At 71.5% G+C, this 17963-nt stretch carries 13 protein-coding genes and 1 pseudogene; 4 read left to right on the top strand and 10 right to left on the bottom strand.

Going from position 1 to position 17963, the window contains the following annotated elements; genetic code table 11:
• Positions 1–39 precede the first annotated feature (39 nt).
• Complete coding sequence (locus GD1_RS12510) at positions 40–816, bottom strand: class I SAM-dependent methyltransferase (RefSeq protein ID WP_059037263.1); 777 nt, start codon at positions 814–816, stop codon at positions 40–42.
• A 118-nt stretch (positions 817–934) separates the two neighbouring features.
• Between GD1_RS12510 and GD1_RS12505 the strand changes: the two genes are divergently transcribed.
• Positions 935–1417: an Rv1443c family protein gene (locus GD1_RS12505; RefSeq protein ID WP_059037261.1), complete on the top strand. Its 483-nt coding sequence runs from the start codon at positions 935–937 to the stop codon at positions 1415–1417.
• A gap of 11 nt (positions 1418–1428) precedes the next feature.
• Here GD1_RS12505 and GD1_RS12500 read toward each other — a convergent pair whose 3' ends face one another.
• Entirely contained in the window at positions 1429–3636 is a 2208-nt protein-coding gene (locus GD1_RS12500) for a heavy metal translocating P-type ATPase (RefSeq protein WP_280513266.1), read from the bottom strand.
• A 3-nt stretch (positions 3637–3639) separates the two neighbouring features.
• A complete protein-coding gene (locus GD1_RS12495; RefSeq protein WP_053776341.1) occupies positions 3640–3927 on the bottom strand; it encodes a DUF1490 family protein in 288 nt (95 codons plus the stop codon).
• 164 nt (positions 3928–4091) lie between these two features.
• Here GD1_RS12495 and GD1_RS12490 point away from each other — a divergent pair, with 164 nt between their 5' ends.
• Positions 4092–5228, top strand: a complete 1137-nt coding sequence (locus GD1_RS12490; protein WP_053776342.1) for a glycosyltransferase family 4 protein — start codon at positions 4092–4094, stop codon at positions 5226–5228.
• A 14-nt stretch (positions 5229–5242) separates the two neighbouring features.
• Here GD1_RS12490 and GD1_RS12485 read toward each other — a convergent pair whose 3' ends face one another.
• Complete coding sequence (locus GD1_RS12485; protein WP_157079464.1) at positions 5243–7069, bottom strand: MmpA family trehalose lipid delivery protein; 1827 nt, start codon at positions 7067–7069, stop codon at positions 5243–5245.
• A gap of 38 nt (positions 7070–7107) precedes the next feature.
• A complete protein-coding gene (locus GD1_RS12480; RefSeq protein WP_020793533.1) occupies positions 7108–8046 on the bottom strand; it encodes an HpcH/HpaI aldolase/citrate lyase family protein in 939 nt (312 codons plus the stop codon).
• Positions 8047–8168: 122 nt separating this feature from the next.
• Here GD1_RS12480 and GD1_RS12475 point away from each other — a divergent pair, with 122 nt between their 5' ends.
• Positions 8169–9434 (top strand): polysaccharide biosynthesis protein, encoded by a 1266-nt coding sequence (locus GD1_RS12475; protein ID WP_059037257.1) that lies wholly within the window; start codon positions 8169–8171, stop codon positions 9432–9434.
• Here the strand turns inward: GD1_RS12475 and pgfA are convergent.
• Positions 9423–10703 (bottom strand): cell envelope lipid trafficking protein PgfA, encoded by a 1281-nt coding sequence (pgfA, locus tag GD1_RS12470; protein ID WP_083534135.1) that lies wholly within the window; start codon positions 10701–10703, stop codon positions 9423–9425. The genes GD1_RS12475 and pgfA overlap by 12 nt on opposite strands.
• A gap of 52 nt (positions 10704–10755) precedes the next feature.
• Here pgfA and GD1_RS24290 point away from each other — a divergent pair, with 52 nt between their 5' ends.
• Positions 10756–12078 carry an acyltransferase family protein gene (locus GD1_RS24290; RefSeq protein WP_202926781.1) on the top strand — a complete coding sequence of 441 codons (1323 nt, stop codon included), beginning with the start codon at positions 10756–10758 and terminating at the stop codon, positions 12076–12078.
• A gap of 911 nt (positions 12079–12989) precedes the next feature.
• Here GD1_RS24290 and GD1_RS12460 read toward each other — a convergent pair.
• From GD1_RS12460 to GD1_RS12445, 4 genes and pseudogenes are all read right to left on the bottom strand, one after another.
• Positions 12990–16253, bottom strand: a pseudogene (locus tag GD1_RS12460) (alpha-(1->3)-arabinofuranosyltransferase domain-containing protein); the annotation flags it as partial.
• Between the two features lie 43 nt (positions 16254–16296).
• Positions 16297–16497 carry a DUF2613 family protein gene (locus GD1_RS12455; RefSeq protein WP_059037252.1) on the bottom strand — a complete coding sequence of 67 codons (201 nt, stop codon included), beginning with the start codon at positions 16495–16497 and terminating at the stop codon, positions 16297–16299.
• Between the two features lie 40 nt (positions 16498–16537).
• Positions 16538–17362, bottom strand: a complete 825-nt coding sequence (locus GD1_RS12450) for an FUSC family protein (protein ID WP_059037251.1) — start codon at positions 17360–17362, stop codon at positions 16538–16540.
• 14 nt (positions 17363–17376) lie between these two features.
• The gene (locus GD1_RS12445; RefSeq protein WP_059037275.1) at positions 17377–17934 is read right to left on the bottom strand and encodes a universal stress protein; all 558 of its coding nucleotides are present in this window, start codon (positions 17932–17934) and stop codon (positions 17377–17379) included.
• Positions 17935–17963 lie beyond the last annotated feature (29 nt).

Raw genomic sequence — 17963 nt, 5'->3', positions numbered from 1 at the left:
ACATCGCCGCCGGTCGCGCTGCTCGACCGGGTGGTGGTACTAACTCTTCTGCAGCACCACAACGAGATTGGTGGCAACGACTTCGCGTAACACCGGGATTCGCAGCACCCACCATGCCCATGCGGGCACGTACCGGGGGAAGGTGGCGACGACGTCGGCGACATCGGTGCGCGACCTCGCCCACCGGAGTCCCTCGGTGGCAGTGACCTTGAACAGGGAAGTGCCGTAGAGGTTCTTGGGCGGATGACCGTGGCGTCGGGTGTACCAGCGAGCCGCACGATGTCCGCCCGCGTAGTGGGTCAGCCCCATCTCGTGACCACCGAACGGCCCCCACCACAACGTGTAGCTGACGATCACGATCCCGCCCGGGCGTGTCACACGGATCATCTCGTCGGCCATCTCCCATGGCCGTGAGGTGTGTTCGACGACGTTGGACGACAGGGTGATGTCCATCGACCCGTCGGCGAACGGCAGATGCTGACCCGACGCCCGCACGGTACCGCGGTGCTCGAGACCACCGGCGTGCATCTCGGCGGGATCGGGCTCGGCCGCCAGATAGTGGGCACCCCGCGCATCGAAGGCGTCGGCGAAGTAGCCGGGCCCGCCACCCACGTCGAGGATCACCGCGCCATCGAGACCGCCGGTCGCGTCGTCGGCGGCGAAGGCCTCGACCATCCGGGCGGTGTCCTCGGCGAGCGCGCCGTAGAACCGGGCCGGGTCGGTCTGCTCGAATCGGAAGTCGGAGAGGAGGCCGACGGCCCGGCGGAAGGTGGCGATCTGCGCGAACCGTCGCGTCGAGGTCTGGGCTCTGGACACCCGGTCGAGTCTAGGGCGTGGCCGGGGACCGCCCGACACCCCGAACTATCGAAAACAGTTGTCGAAAAGGTTAGGCTGCGAACAGGCCGATCACCCCCGGACCAGAGGAGCGTCACCGATGACGATCGTTTCCCTGACCACCGACCTTCCGCTCTCCGCCGCGCGCGTGCGTGAACTCGCCGCCGTCCCCGAGGTCATGCAGTTCGTGCTGGCCCCCGTGCTGAGCTTCTCGATGGAGCAGGCGCCGCCGCCCGACGTCGCCGTCACACCGGGGTTCCGGGCCCGCGGCCGGGTGCGCTGGCTGGGGGTGATCCCGTCCTGGACACATCAGATCGAGATCGTCCGCCTCGACGACCTCGAGATCTACACCCGCGAACGCGGCGGTCCGGTCCATGTGTGGAACCACCGGTTGACCTTCGAACCGACATCGGCGACCACCTGCCGCTACACCGACGAGGTGGAGGTGGAATCCGGGGCCCGGGGTCTGGTGGCCGCGATATTCGTGCGGCTGATGTTCCGGCACCGCCATCGCCGGTGGCGGCTGCTCGCCTCGGTGCTGGCCGCCGAGCGCGACCGCACCGGGGCCGGGCATCCCGGCTGACCCCCGGCCGGTCAGCCGCGATGCGGGGGCCGGGCAGGCTCGACCTGATACCGGATGAGGCGAGAGCTGTTGAGCACCACCGCGACCGACGACGCATTGTGCAGCACCGCCGCCAGCACCGGCGACAACGCACCACCCGCGCCGATTGCCAGCCCGAGCCCGTTGACCGCGATCGACATGCCGTAGTTCTGCCGGATCACCTCGACGGTGTGTGCACCGAGGTCCCGGATGTCGAGCAGCTTGCGCAGATCGTCGCCGGCCAGCGCGATGTCGGCGGTCTCCACCGCGACATCGGTACCGGCGAGACCCATCGCGATGCCGATGTCCGCGGCGGCCAGGGCGGGGGCGTCGTTGATGCCGTCGCCGACCATCGCCACCACGTGCCCCAGCGACTGGAGCTCGCGCACCACGGCCAGCTTGTCGTCGGGGGTCACCTCCGCCGCCCACCGGTCGATGCCCAGTTGCGCGGCGATGGTGGCGGCGGTGACCGGATGGTCGCCGGTCAGCATCGCGATCTCGGTGACACCGCTCGCACGCAGCGCATCGATCACCTCCCGCGCCTCGGGCCGCACCTCGTCGGACAGGCTGACCAGCCCCACCAGCGTGCCGTCCACGGCGAGCAGCAGCGGTGTCTCACCGGCGCGTCGCAACCGCTCCACCCAGCCCAGGGCGTCGTCGGAGATCGCCACACCATGCCGGTCGAGCAGGGACGGATTGCCGAGCAGCAACACCCGGCCGTCGTCGGCCCGGGTGCGCATACCCAGCCCGACGATGACCTCGCAGTCGGCGTGGGTGGGGATCTCGATCCGCCGTTCCTCGGTCGACCGGATGACCGCCTCGGCCAGCGGATGACGCGAGTGGATCTCCGAACTCGCCGCATACGCGAGGACCTGCTCGGGCTGCCAGTCGCCGGAGAACGACACCACGTTGGTGACCACCGGACGTCCCACGGTCAGCGTGCCGGTTTTGTCGAAGACCATCGCCGAGATCCGCCCCGACGCCTCCAGGTGTGACCCGCCCTTGATCAGGATGCCGCGGCGGGCGCCGTTGCCGATCGCACCGCTGATGGCGGTCGGGGTGGACAGCCCCACTGCGCACGGGCACGCGATGAGCAGCATCGTCATCGCACGACGCAGATCCCGGGTGACCAGCAATGTCAGCGCCGACAACGCGAACGAGGCGGGGACGAAGCGCCGGGAGAAGTTCTCGCCGACGGTCTGGATGGGTGCCCGGTCGCGCTGCGCCTCCTCGACCCGGCCGATGATGCGGCCGATCGACGTGTCGTCGCCGACGGCGTCGGCGGTGATCACGATCCGTCCGGTGAGCACCACCGAACCGGCCTGGACGCGGTCGCCGACATCCTTGGTGACCGGCAGGTTCTCGCCGGTGAGGGCGGACTGGTCGACCACCGCCTGACCGTCGACCACCACCCCGTCGACGGCGACGGCGACCTGCTCGTGCACGATCACCGCGTCGCCGACACGCAGCGAGTCGACGGGGACCTGGATCTCGGTGCCGTCGTCGAGTCGCATCCACGCGGTGTCCTGGGTGCCGCGCAACAGGTCGGAGATGGCGCGGCGGGTGCGGCGCAGGGTGAGGTCCTGCAGGAACTCACCGATGTTGAGCAGCCACAACACGGTCAGCGCGACGACGTTCTCGCGTAGCAGCAGGCTCGCGATGGTGGCCGCCGACACCAGGGCGTCGGTGCCGGCCCGCCCACCGCGCAACGAGCGCAGCGCGCCGCGGAGGAACGGATACCCGGCGAAGATCGTGACCCCGGTGGCGGCGGTGCGTGAGGCCGGACCGAGCAGCGGCGGGCGGCGGAAGCCGTAACGGCGGAAACCCAGCAGGACCAGGGCGCCGGCGCCGATTCCCATGCGCAGCAGATCGGCGTTGGTGACATCGGCCGAGTGCGGTGCGCGGTCGGGCAGCCCGGCCCGGTCGACGACGGTGGCCGCGGCGATCGCCTGGTCGATGGCATCCCGGTCGGTGTCGGCCCGCAACCACACGATCACCGATGCGGTGCGCGGATAGGCGTGGACGGCGCGCACCCCGCCGACGTGCGCGACGCTCTCCTCGATCGCCACCGCACGCCGGTCGGCGTCGAATCGGCTGGTCACGCGCAGCCACGGGACGGTCAGGCGTATCCGTCCGGCGGCCGCGGACCGGACCGTGATGCCCAGCTCGGCGATGTCGACTGCCGCTGATGGGGCGGGCACGGGTCAGTGATCGTGGTCGTGGGAATGGGTGACGGCGGTTCCCGGTGGGGTGGACTCCTCGCCGATCCGGTCCTTGGCCTCGGCGACGATGTCGGCGGTGTTGAGTCGCACCGACTCCGCGACCTCCTCGGCCTTGCGCGTTCCGCGCAGCCCCCACGCCGTGGCCACCACAGCCCCCTCGCGCAGCGGTGCCCGGCGCACGACGGCGCGAACCGCGTCATAGGCGACGGCGCCGACCAACCCGGTCGCGACCGCCGTACCCGCCCTGCCGATCCATGCGTGAATTGCCATGTGTTTCCTCGAATCCTTAAGGCGTACAACGGAGTTCTCGCTTCTCCACGCTACTACGGGTCGCCGCCGGAACGCACCCTTCCGGTCACCTCGGATGGATCGGGACGACGCCGGCATCCAGGTCTGCACCGCGCGGTCCACCCGGGTGGCTACCCTGTATCCCGATGACTCCTCCGTCCCGCGTGCTGCTGCTGTGCTGGCGCGACACCGGCCACCCGCAGGGTGGCGGCAGCGAGCGCTACCTCGAGAGCGTCGGCCGCGAGCTCGCCGCCCGCGGCTCCGACGTCACCCTCGTGACCGCGCAGTACCCTGGGGCGCCACGCACCGAACACCGCGACGGCGTGCGCATCCTCCGCGCAGGCGGACGCCTGGGCGTCTACCCGCGTGCGCTGTTGACGATCCTCGCCGGACGTCTCGGCCGGGGTCCGCTGGCCGGATACGCCCCCGACGTCGTGATCGACACCCAGAACGGGATGCCGTTCTTCGCCACCCTCGTCACCCGCGCACCGACCATCCTGCTGGTGCACCACTGCCATCGCGAACAGTGGCCGGTCGCCGGCCGCGCGCTCGGGCACCTCGGCTGGTTCCTCGAATCCCGGGTGTCGCCGTGGGTGCATCGCCGCAACCACTACGTCACCGTGTCGGCCCCGTCCAAACGCGAACTCGTCGACCTCGGCGTCGACGACGGCCGGATCACCGTGATCCGCAACGGGCTCGACCCCGTTCCCGCGGGCATACCCCCGCGACCCGCCGGGCCCGACGGCCCGGTCCGGATGTGTGTGCTGTCGCGGCTGGTGCCGCACAAACAGGTCGAACACGCCCTGATCGCCCTGGCCGACCTGCGCCGCGCCGGTGTCGACGTGGAACTCGACGTGATCGGTGGCGGATGGTGGTCGGACGAATTGATCTCCCGTGCACGCGATCTCGGCGTCGACGAGGCGGTGGACTTCCATGGACACGTCACCGAGACCGTCAAACACCAGATCCTGGCCCGGGCGCGCGTGCACCTCATGCCCTCACGCAAGGAAGGCTGGGGGCTCGCGGTGATGGAGGCCGCCCAGCACGGTGTCCCGACCATCGGCTACCGCAGTTCGGTGGGTCTGATGGATTCCGTCGAGGACGGCAAGACCGGTCTGCTCGTCGACGGGATCGACGAATTCACCAGCGCCGCCAGAAAACTCATCGACAACCCGGATGAGGCGAGCCGGCTCGGTGACGCCGCACACCGCAAGTCGCAGCGCTACTCGTGGGGTGCGACCGCCGACGAGATGCTGTCGGTGTTCGCGCGCTTGTGGCGTTAGGAGATGTTGCGGCGCTAGGAGATGCTGCGGCGCCAGAAGATGCTGCGGCGCTGAGGATTCTTACGGTATCGGCCCAGTGCGGCTCCGAGTACCGCACCTGTACCGGCCACGATGAGTGTGAGCCAGACGATGTGTGCTGTCCACGCGGCGGCACGTGCGGTGCTCGACGCGCGCTCGGTCCGGACGCCGTCGATCTGGAACAGGACGAGATCGTCCCCGGCGAAAACCGGTGCCCGCGTGGCGAGATCGTCCGGAACGCCGATGTCCTCGGAGCCCGTGCGTTCCACCAGGACCCACCCGACGCCGAGCCGGGCCAGCTCGGCGGGATCGCCACCGGTGGCCAGAACCGCATCCACCCGTTGCGCATCGGGGGCGGCCGGGTCGACCACCACGCCGTCGACGCGGAGCTCGCCCGACTCGATCACCGGGGCGGCCAGCATCCGGGCCGCCGGGTCGAGGGATACGGTGTCGGCGAATCGGTATCGGCGCACCGTATCCGACGGCCACAACGCCACCGCGCCCCGATCTGCGGGGACCATCGCGGCAACCGCCTGCCAGTCCGCCGGATAGTGCACCGGTGCCACTTTCCCGCCGACGCCCCAGGCCAGATCGGGTAGCGGCGCGACCACCAGCAGTCCGACCACCGCGAGCGCGAAACCGGAAGGGACATGGCGTCGGAACACCGCGATCGCCCCGGCCGCACCCACCGCGAACAGCGGGGTGACCAGCGCCAGCCACTTCTGTGCGTCGCGGAGCAGGCCCGCACCGGGGATCGCGTCGATCACCGCACCCAGTACGGTGCGGCCGGCACCGGTGGCGGTCAGCGCCACCAGGACCACCGTCACCGCTGCCAGAATGCCCAGGGCGCACAGCATCCGGCGATCGGCCACGGCCATCGACGCCCGGCTGCGCCACACCCCGACCAACCCGACCACGATCACCACGAGCAGACATGCGGTGGCCACCGCGGCCCACCACATGGTGCGGCTGGCCGGGACGGCGTCGGCATTCCAGATCCCGCCCGATCCCAACGCGGTCCCCAGCGGTCCGAGGCCGGGCTCCGACCGCAGCCCGAACGCGCGGGCCCCCGCGGTGCCGTCGGAGGTCACCGACCCCGACCCGGCCGCCGCGGCGACCAGCCAGGGCGACGCCGAGAACAGCCACACCACAGCACAACCCGGGAGGAGCCGGGGTGCCACCGCCGCCGCGGTCACCGCCGCCACGATCAGCGCCAGCACCGACCCGGTGGGGGTCAGCCCGGCCACCGCGAGCAGCCCGGCGAGCTGGACCCACCGCACCCACCGCGGTGACGGCCCCAGACCGGACGACCCCAGACCGGACGACCCCAGACCGGACGACCCCAGACCGGACGACCCCAGACCGGACGACCCCAGATCGGCCACCCCGACGATGATCCAGCCGAGCGTCGCCCACCCGACCAGCAGGCTCCAGTGTCCCTGGAGGAGTCGTTCGGCCACATACGGATTCCACACCGACACCACCGCGGCGGCCACCGCCCCGGTGCGCCCGCCCTGCGGGACCAGCCGAAAGGCCAACCGGCCGAACCCGACCGCCGCGAACACCAGCGCGGCCGCCAGGATCACGACCACCACGATCCCGCCGTCGACCACCGAACTCGCGAGGGCGACGAACCAGTCCTGTGGCACCGCACGGGGAGCGAGGTCGCCGACACCCAGCGCGGCGTCGGTCACGAACGACCGCGGCGTCGACACCGCATCCCGGTACAGCAGGTGACCGGGGGTGGCGAGCGGCGCGAGGATCACCGCGGCCAGCACGAATCCGGTCAGGTACAGCACCGGCAGGACGCGCATGCGGGTCACGGTCGTAGATCCCTCACCGTGGCACCGCGACTCACCGGTCAGTAGTGGTAGGTGTCCGACGGCGGCGGAACATGGCCCGGGTCGACGTCGTAGTCGGACTCGACCACCGCGTAGGCGCGGGCCAGATCCAGGATCTTGGTGGCACGGGCGATACGCGGCAGATCCGAGCCGTTGCGGATCTCGCCGCCGGCACGCTCGAACTCGGCGAAGAACTCACGCGCCCAGGTGATGTCGTCCGGCGACGGCGAGAGGCCCTCGTTGACCGGGTGGCACTGATCCGGGGTGAGGCAGATCTTGCCGGTCATCCCGAACTCCACGCTCACCGCGGTGGCCTCCGACAGCTTCAGCGCACCCGATCCGACCGTCGGTCCGTCGATCGCGCTCGGCAGGTGTGCCGCCTTGGCCGCGATGGTGAACCGGGACCGCGCGTAGGCCAGGGTCATCGGGTTGTCGCCGAAGCCGGTGTCGCGGCGGAAGTCGCCGATGCCGAATGCCAGCCGGAAGGTGCCCTTGGCGGTGGCGATCTCGCTGATCCGCTCCAGCCCGCGCGCGGTCTCGACCAGTGCGACGATCGGCACGTTCGGCAGCCGCTTGGCGGTCTCGGTGACGTGGTCCATCGACTCGACCATCGCCAGCATGACCCCGCCGACCGACGTCTTCGACAACGCCTCGAGGTCGTCGGCCCACCACGGGGTACCGAAACCGTTGACGCGCACCCAGTCCCCGGCGCCGCCGGGATGGTCGTCGGACTTCTCGGCGAGCCACCGCACCACGTTGTCGCGGGCGGCCTCCTTGTCCTTGGGGGCGACGGCGTCCTCGATGTCGAGGACGACGATGTCGGCGCGCGAACGTGCAGCCGGTGCGAATCGCGCATACTGCGCGCCGTTCACCAGCAGCCAGCTTCGTGCGAGTACCGGATCGATCCGGAATCCGATGTCCGATGGATCGGTGTCAGTGGTGACGTTCTGGTCGTACATCCCTGGCCTTACCTCGTACCGTCGCCTGGCGGCGATGAACCACTCTCCATGGTTCCACACCCATCGCCCACGACGATCCCTACCCGGTCGCCCGCCACCGGCGGTCGGGCAGACTTGAGCACATGGTCGGTCCGGGGCGGGTGCGTGGCGTGATCGGCGCCCTCGGCTGGGTCGCCGTGGGGTCGATGGTCGCCAACATCGCGGCCTATCTCGTCTACGTCGGGGCCGGTCGCTGGCTGCTGCCCGGCGACTACGGGCAGTTCGCGCGGTTGCTGTCGGCGATGCTGATCCTCGGCGTGCCCGCCCTCGCGCTGCAGGCGGTGATCGCGCGCGAGGTCGTCCGGGGCCGGGCAGGCAACCTGCGCCGGGTGTCGATCACCACCACCCTCGGGGTTCTCGTCACCGCTGCGATCGCGGTCCCGATCGTCGCCGCGGTCGCCGACACCGGTATCCCCGCCACCGTCGCCGCGCTCGCCGCCGCACCCCTGCTGGTGATCATCGCGGCCGGTCAGGGAGTGCTGCAGGGCCGCCAGGAGTTCCGGGCACTCGCCTGGGTGCTCGCCGTCGTCGGTGCGCTGCGCTCGGTGCCGATGCTGGTGGCATTCGCCGTGGGTGCCGGGCCGGCCGGCGGTCTGGCCGCCGGGACGCTCGGTGCGGTGGTGGCCGCGGGCATCGTCGGCGTGGCCGTCCGGGCCACCGGCACCGGCCCGCTCCATCCCGGCCGGGTCGGCCGGGATGGCGACGCCGACGGCGACGGTGCCCGTGATCGGGTGTCGGCGCTCAGCGTGCTGCGGGCGTCCCAGGTGCAGCTGGTGCTGATCGTCGCGGTGTCGATCGACCTGCTGCTCTCACGCACCGCTCTCGACGAGGTCGACGCCGGGATCTACGGCCTGGGTGCGGTGGCCACCAAGGCGGCGTTCTGGTTGCCGCAGGCGATCGGCGTGGTGCTCTATCCGCGGCTCGCCGACCCGGCCCGCTCGCGCACATCGCTGCGGCAGGCGGTCGCGGTGGTCGCCGTGATCGGGGTGCTGGTCACCGTGGGTGCCGGGGTGGCGGCACCGCTGGTGCCGATCGTGATCGGGGAGGAGTACCGGCCGCTCGTGGGCATCCTGTGGCTGTTCGCCTACACCGGCGCGGCGATGGCGGTGCTGCAGGTGGTGCTGCTCGCGGCGATCGCCGCCGACCGCACCCGGGTCGCCGTCGGGACCTGGGTCGCGGTGGTGATCGAGGCCGTCGTCATCGTGACCGTGGTGCATTCCATCGTCACGCTGGCCCTGACCGCGGCGATCACCGTGACCGTCGCGGCGGTGGGCACCGGGGTCTACTGCCTGCGGGTCATGTCCCCGACACCGGCACCGCCGTCTGAACCGGAGACGTCAGACGTCTGATCCGGCCCGGGATCCGTCGGCGTCGGTCCGGGCCTGGCCGGTCTCGGTCCCGTCGGTCTCGGTCTGGTCGGTCTGATGGTCGGGCGCATCGCCCCGGCCCCGCACCGTCAGCACCGCCCCGCCGACGACGGCCAGCACGCCCAGCACCCCGGCGGCGATCGGCACCACACGCCCCCAGATCACCAGCGGCGTCCCGAGCCGTTGCGCCTGGTCGGCGAGTTCGGCACGGGTCTGCCGGTCGTAGGCGAAGGTCGCGGTGAGATTGGTGAGCCGGTACCCGTCCAGCGTCGGATCGGCGATCCGATAGGCCTGGTCGACGTCGATCCGCTCGTCGACGATCACACCGGTCGCCTCGTCGACGGCGATCTCCCAGCGCGAGGTCTGATGCAGTGTCGCGGTGAGCGGACGGGCCGGGTCGCCGCCGACGCCGAACCACGACGCGGGCCGGGTGATCCGGGTGGCCGGCACCCCGGTGTCGGCGGCGCCCGCGCCGACCGCGTCGAGGTCGGTGTCGGGGACGTCGGCCACGAAGCGCAGCGCCGTACGTCCGTCCACCTGGGTCGTGCCGGTGTGGACCAGCGGCACCGACCGCCTGCTGACCGGGTCGAAGAACCGCAGGCCGTCGGCGTCGGTGCCGAACGGCAGCACATAGGTGTACCCGGTGCGGTCGGGAACCTGCACCGGAGCGGCGTGGCTGTCGTACTGGATCTCCGAATTACCGCGCACCCCAGAAGAATTCGCTCCCAGATCGGGTAGTGCGGTCCGACGGCCCAGGGTCACCCGGTCCTTGATCGCCGACAGCGTCGCGTCGGTACACGCCGGCTCGCCGTCGGCCGCGGGCTGCTCGGACCCGGGGCGCGGGGTGTCGGCGTCGACGCCGCGCCCGTCGAGCCAGATGCGTTCGGCCTGCACCGATGTCCCCGCCTGCAGGGTCACCACCCGCTTGTCCGACGGCTGCACCGCCACCACCCGCTGCTGACGCACCAGTTCGGCACCCACGGTGCGGGCGGCCGGCGAGTTCAGCGAGCAGCGGTCGAGGATCGTCGCATTCGGCTCGGGATCGCCGACACTCGTGGCGACCGTCGTGACGTCGGTGCTCAGCGGGATCAGCCGCATCTGGCCGACCAGCAGCGTCGGCAGCGCGAGGGCGGCGGCGATCAGGAATCCGCCGACGAAGACCAGGGTGGGGCCGATCAGATCGCGCGTCGACCACCGGCTCGATGCGGGTGGTGCGCTCACGGGAACGGGGCGGTCACCGGAATCGGGCATACGGCGAGGGTAGCGGCAGGTGAATCGGACACTCGCTACCCTGTGACCCAGCATGACCGCAGAACAGACCGCCAGCCCGGCAACCGCCGACACCGTCGAGGAGCAGACCCCCGAGTACCGGAGGTTCTTCCCGCAGCTCGAGGGGATGCGTGCGGTGGCCGCGATCGGTGTGCTCACCACCCACGTCGCCTTCCAGACCGGGGCGGTCGGCATCCCCGTGCTCGGCCCCGTCCTGGGCCGGCTCGATCTCGCGGTGGCGGTGTTCTTCGCGTTGTCGGGGTTCCTGCTGTGGCGTAACTGGGTGGCCGCGGCGCACCGGCAGGCGCGGCGTCCGGCGGTGCGCCGCTACCTGCGTCACCGCGTGGTCCGGATCTGGCCCGCCTATGTGGTCGTGGTGGTGGCCGTGCTCACCCTGCTGCCGGAGGCGCGGGGCGCCGACCTCACCGTCTGGCTCGCCAACCTGACCCTCACCCAGGTGTACGTGCCGCTGTCGCTGACCGCCGGACTGACCCAGATGTGGAGTCTGTCGGTGGAGATCAGCTTCTATCTGCTGCTCCCGTTTCTCGGGATCGGGCTGTTCCGGCTGCGCGGCACCCGTGTGGGTCTGCGGGTCCCGGTGCTCCTCGGGCTCGGGGTGATCAGCCTGGGCTGGGCGTGGGTGGGGCGCGCACTGCCGCTGCCCGACGGGACCGAACCCACCAACTGGGTGTTCGGGCACCTGCCGTGGTTCATCGCAGGCCTGCTCCTCGCCGAGGTGTCCGGTGCGGCCGAACTCGGCGGGTCGACACGCCTGACCCGGATGCTCGAGCGGGCCGGTGCCCGGCGCGGCGCGATGGGGCTGCTGTTCGTCGTCGCCTATGCCGCGGCGTGCACCCCGATCGCCGGGCCGACCGGCCTGGGTGACCTCGCGCCGTGGCAGTTCGCGATCAAGATGGTGCTCGGCGCCCTGTGTGGATTCGCCTTGCTGGCCCCGCTGGTGTGCGACGCCCCGTCCGGTCACCGCTCGACCGCCGCCCGACGACGGTTCCGGGTGCTCACCTCGCCGTGGATGCTGGCCCTGGGGCGTTGGTCGTACGGCATCTTCATCTGGCATGTCGCCGTCCTCGCGGTGGTCTTCGGGCTGTTCGGGATCATCCCGTTCGCCGGCGACACCCTGCTCGTGTGGTGTCTCACCCTGGCACTGAGCATCGGGGTGTCGGCGGCGAGCTATGCCTTCATCGAGGAACCGGCCCGGGACCGGTTGCGGCGCCGCGAGAGTGCGCGAATCCGGTCCCGCCAGGCGGTTGCGGGTCCGTCGGATGCCGTCGCGTCGACGACCGGGGCGAGCAGTGCCGAGACCATCACCGACGACACCGCGACCAGAGCGGGCAACTGAACCCACCACGAGAAGCCGTGATAGCCGGTCGGTGACTGCCACGGACCCGACGCCAGGCCGACGGTGGCGAGCATCATCGCGACGAACACCGTCACCACCACCGCGGGCGGCCGGAGCACGAGTACGCCGACGCCGGTGACGATTCCGACCCCGAGCCCCCACCATCCGCCGAGCAACCAGCACGCACCCAGCCAGCCGACGGCGCCGACGACCGCTGACGCGGTGCCGGGGACCGGTGCGGGTGACTGATCGTCCGCGACGGTGTGCTCGGCGGTGAGCGTGTCGCCGGCGGGTTCGGGATCGTCGCTGTGGTGCCGTGATCGACGGGGGCCGAAGGCGAGTGCGAACAGTGCTGCCAGGAGCACGAATCCGACGACCAGCGACCAGCGGTAGAGGCTGTCGTAGCGGAACGACAGGGTCACGGTGCCGGACTCGCCGGCCTCGACGATCCAGCCCTGCTGCCAGCCGTCGACCACCACCGGTTCCAGGGTGTGCCCGCCGAGTTCGGCCACCCAGCCCGGGTTGGTGCTCTCCGGGACCGACAGGATGCGTTGCACGGCAGCGGAATCCACGGTGACGGTGCGGGCGGTGGCCGCCCAGGTACCGGTCTCGGGATACTGCGTCCCGGCCGCGTCGCCACCGGTCGTAGCGGCGCCGGTTCCGGCGACGGGCAACCACACGGCGTCGACGGTGAACGCCGATCCCGGGTTCGCCGACAACTCCTGTTCTCCCGCACCGAGACCCACCGGCACCGCCGAGCAGGGGCGGGCCACCACCGGTTCGCCGGCGCGCAGCGCGGCGGCCGTCGTGTGCACCGACATCCCGATCACCTGGCCCGACACGGTGATCCCGATCCCGGCGTCGCAGCCGATGTCGATCGGCCGGTCGGCGGCGGGCGCGGCCGGCGGCGCCGGGGTGATCTGTACCTCGGCGATGCCGACCGGTGCGGGACTGGCGAATCCGAGGCTGTTCACGTCGAGCAGGTCGGTACGGTCGAGCAGACCGATCTTGATGGTGTCGGTGACCGCCGGGGTCAGAGTGACCACGCCGTCCTCACCGAGGGTGTGTTTCTGCGGGCCGGTGCCGAGGTCCACCGACACCCGGGTCGGCGCCGCGGGATATCCCTCGGGGGTGATGATCCGCAGCGACTCGACGGTCTGCGGTGCGGGCAGCCGCAGCGTGAGCGTCGGTGATGCACCCTTCTTCTCGGGTTCGGCTGCGGTCCACACGGTTCCGGGATCGCCATCCACCGCGGCCGACGCCGATGCCCGCGGATCGTTGACCGTCGACGCACCGGATGCGCGGATGCCGCCCGCCGCCGACAGCAGTGCGTCGAGTCCGTCGCCGGGGGTCGGGCGCAGCACCATCGTCGGCTCGACCGCCGTCGCCGACGGCACCGACAAGGCGCGGGTCAGTACTCCCGGGTTCTCCGGTGCCAGTCCGAGGCCCGGGGCGCAGTGCTCGCGGGCGCGGCGGTCCTGGCCGGCCGGTTCGGTCACACATGCCGATCGTCCCGAGAGTTCCTGGGTGAGCAGCCATCCCGACACCGGGGTGTCGGCGGGCAGCTCGGGCAGCACCACGCGGTGGCGGATGGACAGCGGCATCCCGGAGGCCAGGTCCACCACGCCGACCTCGGCGAGGGCGAACTGATTTCCCGCCGTGCCGTCGTCGGTGGCGATGGCCGTGATCTGCACCCAGCGGGTCGGCCCGCTGGGGGCGGTGACGGTCACCGGTTTCCCCGGCTCCAGGCCGGAGGCGACGGTGGTGCCCGCCTCGGTGGTCACCAGCACCGACGTCACATCCGGCCCCAGGGCCTTGGCGGTGGTCAACTGTAGGGCCAGATCCCTTTGCGGAGAATCGAAGTCGAGTCGAAGCCACCGGCCGACGGCGGAGGAAAGGCCACTGCTCGCCCAGGCCGTGGACGGATCGCCGTCGAATGCCGCGGCCGCCGAGCTCGCCGGTGACGTCTGGCCCGGCTGGGTGGCGTCGGCCGCCGACCCCGACGTCGACACCCGCACCTCGCCGGGCCGGTTGTCGAGCAGCCACTGCCCCTCGGTGAGCGGCTGGTCCTCGACCGGGTAATCCGGTGCGGCGTTCTGGGTTCGCCGTGCATCGTCGGGGGAGCGGATCGCCGAGCTGTGGTCGTCGACCCGGCCGAAGTCCACCTCGCGGTCGGCGGGGGTGTCGGTCACCACGACCGGCCCGGCGGCCAGCCCGGCCCGCCGGGCATCGGATTCCAGCAGTACCGGACCCAGCGCGGGCTCACCCAGGCGTGCCCGTGCATCGTTCAGTGCGGCAACGGCTTCCGGTCCGCCGGCGATGCGGGTCATCGGAGCGGTCGCCGACAGGCGCGGTCCGGTGCCGGTGTCGCCGTCCACCGCATAGATCTGGACGGCGGGCATCGGTGGCCGTAACCCGTTGTCGCGCACCACGCCGTCGACCGATGTCTGGCTGACCTCGGGGCCGAAGGTCGCCACCCGGTGCAGGCCCGGCGAGCCGTCGAGGGCCTGCTGGGCGAGCAGCGGGCGGGCCGATCGTGACGTCTCCGGGTCGAGATCGGCACGCAGCACCACGAATCCGATGCCCTGCCCGCTCAGGGTCGCAGCCAGGCCGGGTGACGGCCGGCCGTTCGCGAGATCGCGTTGTACCGCGTCCAGCGCGCGGATCGCGCCCGGCGGGGTCAGCGGGATCGCGTCACGCACCGCCCACGGCGTCCACGACAACGGCTGCAGGACCTCGTCGCGGGTCAGTCCCCACAGCTGGTCGGCGAACGGCGAACCGGGAACCACCAGAGCACGTCTCGGCGCACCCGAGTCGGTGCCGGAATGCTCGTCGAGCCACTGCGCGGTCTGCCGCCAGTATCCCGGCAGCGCCTTGTAGGCACCGTCGGGGGTGAGCTGGCCGGTCCACATCAGCGAGCCGGCACCCACCAGGGCGACCACGACGACCACCGCGGCGGCGACCGGCCGGGACCGTTGCGGATGTGCGAACGCCGACAGCCATTCCCGTCGGGGCGCGGCGGCCGGGAACGGGACCCGCGCCAGCAGATGCGCCAGCCCGAGGACCAGGGGCAGCCGCAGGAACGGCTCGAACTTGTGGATGTTGCGCAGGAAGGCGCCGGAGCCGTCCAGGAACACCCGAACCGGTTCGGCGACGGGCGAACCCAGCCCGCCGGCGTATCCGCTGCACATGAGCACCAGGCCGACCCCGAGGATCACCACCCAGCGGCGTCGGAACGGCATGTGCCGCATACACAGTCCGGCCAGCCCGGCCGCGGCGAGGGTGCCGGTGGCCAGGACGGCGGCCGGCTGGGTGACGAGCACCGCACCGGCGACCCGTTCGGGGGAGACGAACGGTGTCCACGACGACGTCCCGCGCAGCACCTCGGTCAGCGACGCCCACTGGGTGGTGACCCGCGACGACTCGATGAAGTCCAGGAAGGGCGGGGACACCCGCGACAGGATCAGCAGCGGCACCACCCACCACGCGCACGCCAGGACGGCCACACCCGTCCAGGCGAGGCCGAACCGCCACCAGCGGCGCAGGTCGCCGCGCGCACACAGCAGGAACCACACCACCGACACCCCGACCGCGGCGAGGGTGGCGACCGCGTTGACCGCACCCATCAGTGCCACCGCCACCCCCGAGCGCGCGGCATGGCGCCACAGCGGCGTGCCGTCGTCGGGATGGTCGAGTGCCCGGACCACCGGGGCCAGCACCCACGGTGCGAGCATCATCGGCAGCGTCTCCGACGAGATCGACCCCAGGGTGGTCAGGACGCGCGGGGAGAGCACGAACACGATGCCGGCCAGCACCCGCGAGCCGGGTGACCCGATCCGCAGCGCCTCGGCCAGCCGCACCACACCGACGAAGCCGACGGTCAGCAGCAGCGCCCACCAGAGTCGCTGGGTCACCCAGGGCGGCACCGCGAGGAGGTCGCCGAGCGCGAAGAACGCGCCGTGCGGGAAGAAATAGCCGTAGGCCTGGTTCTGGACCTGCCCGAGCGGGGCCTGCGGTGTCCAGAGGTGTGCCGCGCGGGCCAGGAAGCCGGTCGGGTCGGCGGTGAGATCGAGTTTGGTGTCGGCGGCGATCAGCCCGGGTGACTGCAGGAAGGAGACCAGCAGTGCGACGACGGCCGCGGTCGCGACGCCGCGCGGCCCCAACCGGCGGGTCACCGCGGCAGTGGACGGCGCGGTGATGCCGGGGAGGTCGGGCCGGTCACTGGGTGTCGCCGGCGCCGCCCCGTGAGCCGTAGTCGACCGAACCCTGTACGAAACCGTTGGTGGGGTTGATGTTGTTGACGTCGGTGGACGGGCTGTTCTCCGCAGACAGGAAGCCGCCGAGGAACACCGCACCGAGTCCGACGACGATGCCGGCGACTCCGGCGACGGCTCCGGCGACCAGGCGGTTGTTGCGCATGGGCTAGAAACTACCATCGCGACGCGGCAGGGCCGGCAGGTCACGCGATCACCGGTGGGTCGGCCCGAGCAGCCGGGTGGCGGCGGCCGAGGCGAGGGCGACCGCACACCCCACGCCGACGCCGATCAGCGTCTCCATCAGCCGGTCGGTGATCAGGCCGCCGGGTGGCTGCGGGGCCGGCGAGATCCACCATGATCAGGGCGGCCAGGGTGATGAACATCGATGCGATGGCGTAATGCCACTGGATGCACAGTTCCACGGCGGCCTGGCACATGACGGCGAGGACCAACAGCACCGCGGTGGGTGTTCCGACCAGGAACAACACACCCACCACCAGCACCCCGACCACCGTCCCGGCCAGGCGCTGCACGCCACGGGCCAGGCGGAAGTAGGTGTTCTGGCCGGTCACGGCGGTGAGTGCGGCCACCGATGCCCAGTACCAGTGCCCGGAGAGGGCGACGATCGCGGCGAGCCCGAACGAGAGATGGGCGACGACGGCGGCGACGACGCCGATCACCGCCGCACGCACGATCAGGGGTGCGTCCAGGCAGGACAGCAGCGTGCCCAGCAGCATCGACACGACGATCGCCGTCCCCGCGCCGAGCTGGACCCACATCCGCTTGCGGTGATCGTCGTAGCGGCCGTAGACCGCGGCGAATGCGCCGAATCCGGCATACAGCGCCCACTCGAGCCGGTCGGCCGCCACGAGCACCGTGAGGGGTACGGCCAGGCCGATCGCCGCACGGGTGGCGGCGCCGAGGGGACGTCCGCGCGGACCGAACGAGACGGTGGCATGCCAGAGGGGGGTGAGGTGGCCGCGCATCATCCGGAGTCGGGTCGCACCGGGAGCGTCGTCGGGTCCCACCGGAATCGTCGTCGCTACGGCGTGACGCTGGGTTGCTGGTCGCAGGAGGCCGGGACGATGAACACCGGGCGGTGGCAGTGCCGGAGGACGCGTTCGGCGACGCTCGAGTGCAGCAGTGCCTTGAGGCCGGTGTCGCCGCGGGTACCGGTCACCAGCAGGTCGACGTCGAGGGCGTCGGCGGCGGCGACCAGCGCACCCCACACCGTCGACTCCACCTCGACCAGCGTGCCGGTGGCCTCGAGCCCGGCGTCGCGGGCCATCGCCACGCCGCGGGCGTTGATCTCGGCGGCCTCCTCACGCAGCGAGTCGTCGACCTCGATCTCCAGTGGCGCGGTGTCGACGAAGGGCTGGATCCCGGCGGAGAGGGTGGACATCCGGGTGGGGCTGAGGGCACCGGGCTGCCATGCGGTCACCACATGGGCGATCGGCGCGCGCAGGAACTGTCCGGCATACACGACGGCACGTTCGGCGTTGGGGCTGCCGTCGAAGGCGATCATCAGGGCCTGGGCGCGCCCTGGGTCGGCGCGACCGGGGCCGGGCCGGGAAGCTGCGGAAATGGACCGCGAATCCATGTTCCGAGGGTACATGCCAGACTCGTGCC

Origin of the sequence: Gordonia desulfuricans NBRC 100010 (assembly GCF_001485495.1) — a bacterium.
In the GTDB taxonomy this organism is placed as follows: Bacteria; Actinomycetota; Actinomycetes; order Mycobacteriales; family Mycobacteriaceae; genus Gordonia; species Gordonia desulfuricans.
This window is presented reverse-complemented; position numbering and strand designations above follow the sequence as displayed.

Excerpts from the sequence above, each read along its gene's own strand:
- GD1_RS12495 (WP_053776341.1), bottom strand. The coding sequence starts at position 3,927 with ATGGCAATTCACGCATGGATCGGCAGGGCGGGTACGGCGGTCGCGACC.
- GD1_RS12480 (WP_020793533.1), bottom strand. The coding sequence starts at position 8,046 with ATGTACGACCAGAACGTCACCACTGACACCGATCCATCGGACATCGGA.
- pgfA (WP_083534135.1), bottom strand. The coding sequence starts at position 10,703 with ATGCCCGATTCCGGTGACCGCCCCGTTCCCGTGAGCGCACCACCCGCA.
- GD1_RS12505 (WP_059037261.1), top strand. The coding sequence starts at position 935 with ATGACGATCGTTTCCCTGACCACCGACCTTCCGCTCTCCGCCGCGCGC.
- GD1_RS12475 (WP_059037257.1), top strand. The coding sequence starts at position 8,169 with ATGGTCGGTCCGGGGCGGGTGCGTGGCGTGATCGGCGCCCTCGGCTGG.
- GD1_RS24290 (WP_202926781.1), top strand. The coding sequence starts at position 10,756 with ATGACCGCAGAACAGACCGCCAGCCCGGCAACCGCCGACACCGTCGAG.
- GD1_RS12445 (WP_059037275.1), bottom strand. The coding sequence starts at position 17,934 with ATGGATTCGCGGTCCATTTCCGCAGCTTCCCGGCCCGGCCCCGGTCGC.
- GD1_RS12490 (WP_053776342.1), top strand. The coding sequence starts at position 4,092 with ATGACTCCTCCGTCCCGCGTGCTGCTGCTGTGCTGGCGCGACACCGGC.
- GD1_RS12455 (WP_059037252.1), bottom strand. The coding sequence starts at position 16,497 with ATGCGCAACAACCGCCTGGTCGCCGGAGCCGTCGCCGGAGTCGCCGGC.